The sequence below is a fragment of the Trueperaceae bacterium genome, assembly GCA_031581195.1.
In the GTDB taxonomy this organism is placed as follows: domain Bacteria; phylum Deinococcota; class Deinococci; order Deinococcales; family Trueperaceae; genus SLSQ01.
Window position 1 is genome coordinate 1 of record JAVLCF010000167.1, and the last position, 3,301, is coordinate 3,301.

Genomic DNA, 3,301 nt, shown 5'->3' on the forward strand with positions numbered 1-3,301 from the left:
GGTCCGCGGCGCCGAAATGGTTTCACCTCCTTTCTCGTGGGGTGCAGTCTGTCGGATCCGCGTGGGGGGTGGGGCGGCCTCTTGGGTGCGTGCCTAGGGAGTCTAGGAACGGCGTAGCGGGAAGTCGCGAGATATGCCTGCTGCGCACAAGGGGCCCGAGACGCGATGAGCCTGGAGCTGGTGTTGGTGGGAACGTGGAGCGCGCAGGAAGAGCGAAGTTTATTGGACGAAAGTTATTCGGGCGTACTCGTCACCAACCGCTTCAGAGGACTTCGGAAGTAACAATCTTCTCTGGCGAAGTCCCTGGTTCGCAGTAGGCAGATGCGGTGAAATCAAGCGTGCGCCTCCTCGCGCCCGAGTTCGGACTCCAATCGGGCCTTGGCCAGAGCGACGAATTCTTCGTCCATTTCGATACCAAGAAAGCGACGGTGATGACGAACGGCTGCGATGCCGGTCGTCGCGCTACCGGAGAACGGATCCACGATCAGATCACCTGGATTCGAGCTGGCGAGCACGACGCGTTCGAGCAATGCGACCGGTTTCTGCGTTGGATGCTTCCCAAAGACCTTCTCGCCGGGCTTGGGTGCAGGAATCGACCAGACCGAACGCATCTGCTTGCCCGGTGCTTTGAGGGGATCGGACGCCCAATCCCCCTCGCGCATGAGGTCGTAGTGAAAGGTGTGTTTGGTATCGTTGCCCTTCCGAAGCCAGAGAAGGGTCTCGTGGCTCGCCGTGAAGAAGCGTCGGCTCAGATTGGGTGGAGCGTTTGGTTTTAGCCACGTGACGTCGTTGAGGATTCGGTAGCCAATTCGCTGCGCAGCAAATCCACACTGATAGATCGAATGGTACGTACCGCTGACCCAGGCCGTTCCCCCAGGCTTGAGCGCGTCGTGAACGGCTCCCATCCAGGATTCGTGAAATGCGAAGTCGGCGTCGAGCCCGTCGCTTTCGTCCCATCCACCTTTGTTCACGGGGACGCGACGGCCGGAATGCACGGAGAACCCACCATTCGAAAGCTTGTACGGAGGGTCGGCAAACACGAGATCGACGCTGTTCGGGCGAAGGGCCTCGAGGACTCGGAGTCCGTCACCGTGCAAAAGAACGGCGTCCCTTGACGAGAGCGCGACGTCAGCGCCGAGCTCGCCCTGATCCAGGACGTCGAATCCGTCCCACTCCTTCATTCGGGGCTCACCACGGGATCTGCTCGAGCCCATCGTCGATGAGCGTCTGCAAGTTGAATAGGAACGGGATCTCCGAAAACGCCTCCTGCAACGGTCGGAGCGTGGTTTCCCAACCTTTCCCGTCCGTTACCCAGACGAACGTAATCCGCTGTGATTCGAGGAATCGCTGTAGCGTTCTGTACTCACCACACGTCGATTTGAGCTTGCTGCCGCCGCCGTTGTAGAAGTTCGTTTCGACCAGCGTGAGGTTGTCGTTGGCTGGATTGAAAACGGCGAAATCGAAGGACCGGCTGGATTTGTCCACCTCCACGTGAATCCCCCACGTGTGAGCGATCCGTGCCGCATTCATCTGGGATCGAACCTGCAGGCCACGAGCTTCGGCGTGGTCATGGAGGATCCCGCCGACGATTTCCTCCATCTTTTTCCCTGTGCGGTTCTTCCGGCCGTTGGTATCCAAACCAACCTCGACCCCCATGACGTAGTCCACGAGGTTCTTCACTCCATCACGCCCAAAAAGCCGTTCCAGGCCGGATTTTTTGATGAACTCCATGTACAGAGGTGCTTGTTCCGGACGGCCGTGCCGAAAGTCGAGAGATTGTGAAGATCGCGTTCTCTGGTCGAAGACGTCGATGGTCTGGTCGCGCACCGCGATGAGAAGGGGAAAGGCGCGAACGACGCTCGGATCGTCCCGAAGCGCGTGCTCAAGGGCTTCGCCGAGGTCGGGTTTCCCGACGAGATAGTTCAGCTTGTTGAGGGCGATTTCGACTTCTCGAACGTTGTCGAACACCTTGCCCCAGTCGACGAAGTACTCCCATGTCTTGATGGACGGTCGCAACGTCTTGCGCAAGCCGTCGAACGTTCGATTCGTAGAGCTCATTCGTAGTTGGCGACGAGGGCTTCCGGCACCTTGCCGCGTTTTGATGCGTTCGAGTTGATGGCGCGTGCAGCCTCGATCGAGTGAACGGTGATTCCTTCGGTGCGTAGAGGTTCGTAGAGTTCTCTGATGAACGGCGTGTAGGAATTGGAAAGGAGTACGTAACATCCCCTTTGTGCGAGCGTCCGATACACGTCGCGCAGCTCCTCCTGCTCGCGTTCCATGAAGACGTCCGACGTGTAAGACGTGAAGGACGCCGTTGCGCTCACGGGGTAGTAGGGAGGATCGAAGTATACGAAGTCTCCTGCGACGGCTCGATCGAGCACGGCTTGGTACGACGTGCGTTGCAAGTCGGCGCCTCGAAGGGCGGCGCTGGAAGAACGGAGTCCGTCCTCGTCACATATCTGGGGATTGGCGTATCGACCAAATGGGACGTTGAATTCACCCTTGCGGTTGACACGATAGAGACCGTTGAAGCCAGTTCGGTTCAGGTAGATGAATCGAGCGGCTGCTTCGAGACTCGACAACGTTCGGTGTTTTGGAGCCGATCGAATCTCGAGGTACCGATCCTTGGCGTAGACGTAGTACCCACCCGTCAATTCACGAATCAACGCTTCGACGTCATCGCGCACGACGGTGTAGGCGTTGATGAGTTCAGCGTTCATGTCGAATAAGCTGGCCTTCGGAGGGATCAGCGCAAAGAATGCAGCGCCACCACCCAGGAAGGGCTCGAAGTAGGTGCCTCCGTTCGGGTCGAAGCCGCTCGGGGGGAATACTCCCATCTGTCGAAACAGAGGGACGAGCTTTCGTTTTCCTCCGACCCACTTGACGAACGGTTTCGCCTCATGGGGCGACGCTGGCGCTTCGAAGAGGGGGCGTTGCTCGGTTCGTTCCGACATCCACCGACATACATACCATCGTTCGTGAGCAAACCAAGGAGTCGAAAAGAGTGGCGTGCGAGGTCGTTGGCTCCTTCGACGAGCGACGGTGACGTGGGATCCGTCGCCAGGTGGTCGCGGACGTTGCATCTACGGCACGAAGCGCATTTCCAAGCTTTCCGCGAGCGCTTCGTCTACGAGACACTTGCCCGGGCCCCACTCGGTTGGTTCGCGAGCGCAATTCCGGCGATAGAACTGCCAGGGCGAAACTCAATCCGCCTCCATCAACTTCGCGAAAAGGAGCGTGTCGGCCCCCCGACCCTCGAGGTACTGCGTGAGCGCTTCGGCGAGGAACGCGACGTCTCGCT

At 58.9% G+C, this 3,301-nt stretch carries 3 protein-coding genes; all 3 read right to left on the minus strand.

The genetic code is table 11. The annotated features are described in order from the left end of the window. Window positions 1-332 precede the first annotated feature (332 nt). From RI554_10945 to RI554_10955, 3 genes are read right to left on the minus strand one after another with little or no spacing between them, the layout of a single operon-like run. Window positions 333-1,181, minus strand: a complete 849-nt coding sequence (locus tag RI554_10945) for a site-specific DNA-methyltransferase (GenBank protein ID MDR9392529.1) — start codon at window positions 1,179-1,181, stop codon at window positions 333-335. A 7-nt stretch (window positions 1,182-1,188) separates the two neighbouring features. Beyond that, window positions 1,189-2,028, minus strand: a complete 840-nt coding sequence (locus tag RI554_10950; GenBank protein MDR9392530.1) for a type II restriction endonuclease — start codon at window positions 2,026-2,028, stop codon at window positions 1,189-1,191. Between the two features lie 26 nt (window positions 2,029-2,054). Then, window positions 2,055-2,954: a DNA adenine methylase gene (locus RI554_10955; protein MDR9392531.1), complete on the minus strand. Its 900-nt coding sequence runs from the start codon at window positions 2,952-2,954 to the stop codon at window positions 2,055-2,057. Window positions 2,955-3,301 lie beyond the last annotated feature (347 nt).